Genomic DNA, 1,840 nt, shown 5'->3' on the forward strand with positions numbered 1-1,840 from the left:
GTAAGCCTCCGGCGAGGACCGCAGCCGCCTCGGATCATCAGCGCGCCTGACTGCGGCTTTTCTCGAAGCCGGCCTTGCCGAGAGCGCGGCGTCTGGCGAGCTTTTTGATCCGGGTCTGGATTTCGTCTTCAGCAGCATGTGCGGGATCGAACGGGCGGCCGTGCCAGCGTTTGAGTTCGCGATGCTGCTCGTGTTTGGAATCGGTGATCGCGTCGAGGAACAATTCGAAGCCGGGGATGCCGCCGACATCTTCGGGTGGCGCGCGGCCGGCACCGTCGATGTAGTGGGGATACTCGACAGCGGGATCGGCGTCGGCGATTGCCTCGATGGTGATCGTGTGCCGCCAGTCGTCACCGAAGTCGTAGGTGTAGGCCAGTTGCGTGATGCCGCGATCGACCAGCGCTCCGAGCCGCGTCGTCTTCGCCGAGTAGGTTCTGTCGCGCAGGCTGTCCCATTCGTGATCGGGAATGGCGTAGCGCTTTCCGTCGGCGCGGAACTCGAACAGGTGATAGTCGTCGAACGGCATTGCCGCCTGGATGACGTCGTGCAAGGCCTTGAGCGTTGCCGTCAGCGGCACCTCGGCGCGCCGCCATATGGCGGGTTGCCAGTCATCGAGTTGGATCATGATGCGGGCGATGCGATCGGCGTGGCTCATGCCACCAGTCTTGCAGATTGCGCCGTCCAGTTCCACGGCAAGAGATCACTCAGCCGGCCCTGCGGCGTATCGGCGATGCGGGCGAGCACATCGGCGAGCCAAGCCTGCGGGTCGACATCGTTGAGCTTTGCCGTGCCGATGAGGGTATACATGACGGCCGCACGCTCGGCACCTCGTTCGGAGCCGGCGAAGAGCCAGGACTTTCTGCCGAGGGCGAGACCGCGCAGCGCCCGCTCGGCTGCATTGTTGGTCAGGCAGATGCGCCCGTCTGCGAGGAAACGGCTGAACCCCTTCCAGCGCCTGAGCATGTAGTCTATAGCCTGTGCGGTGGGCGCGTGACGCGACAGCTTGGCCCGCTCGTCACGTATCCACTCTTCCAACTCGGCGACCAGCGGCGCGCTCCGCTCCGACCTGATGGCGAGGCGCTCCTCCGTGGGCAGTCCGTTGATGTCGCGCTCAATGTCGAATAGCAGATCAATGCGTTTGACGGCCTCGAAGGCGATCGGTGAGATCGGCGGCGCGGTCTTCCCGCGACGCGCATTGGCGGCGATGTCGGCAAGCACGAAGAACTTGCGCCGTGCATGGCTCCAGCAGAGAGCCTCCGTCACCGGTCCGGGCTTCCGGTCGGGGAGGTAGAGCCCGTTGTAGCCGGCATAGGCATCGGCCTGCAGAATGCCGGTGAACTGCCTCAGGTGCCGCTCGGGATGATCGCCCGACCGGTCGCGCGATGCGTAGAACAGGGCTGCCGGTGGTGATGCCCCGCCGAAGGGGCGATCGTCGCGGACATAGACCCAGGCCCGGCCGGTGGTCGTCTTGCCTTTCGCCAGGATCGGCACCGTGGTGTCGTCGCCGTGAAGCCGCTCTGCCTTCAGCACATGGTCTTCGATCAGGGCGTGAAGCGGACGCAGCACCGCCGCGCACGCGCCGACCTGATCGGCCAGCGTCGACAGGCTCAGATCGACGCCCTCGCGGGCATAGCGCTCACTCTGCCGGTTCAGCGGCTGGTGCTGGCCGAACTTCTCGAACAGCACCATGGCAAGCAGGTTCGGGCCGGCGAAGCCGCGCGGCGTCACGTGGAACGGCGCCGGCGGCTGGCTGATCGCCTCGCACTGCCGGCACGAGAACTTCTCGCGCACCGTCTGGATCACCTTCCACTGGCGCGGGATCACCTCCAGCGTCTCGGTG

General features: G+C 65.9%; 2 protein-coding genes. Both read right to left on the reverse strand.

Annotated features, from left to right (window positions below; all coding sequences use genetic code 11):
* Positions 1-37: 37 nt before the first annotated feature.
* Positions 38-655 (reverse strand): plasmid pRiA4b ORF-3 family protein, encoded by a 618-nt coding sequence (locus tag L610_RS19425; protein WP_144706996.1) that lies wholly within the window; start codon positions 653-655, stop codon positions 38-40.
* The coding region (locus L610_RS19430) for an IS66 family transposase (protein ID WP_144706998.1) at positions 652-1,840 on the reverse strand (1,189 nt) is incomplete at its 5' end. The genes L610_RS19430 and L610_RS19425, both read right to left, overlap by 4 nt.

The sequence above is a fragment of the Aminobacter sp. J44 genome, from assembly GCF_007829415.1.
In the GTDB taxonomy this organism is placed as follows: Bacteria; Pseudomonadota; Alphaproteobacteria; order Rhizobiales; family Rhizobiaceae; genus Aerobium.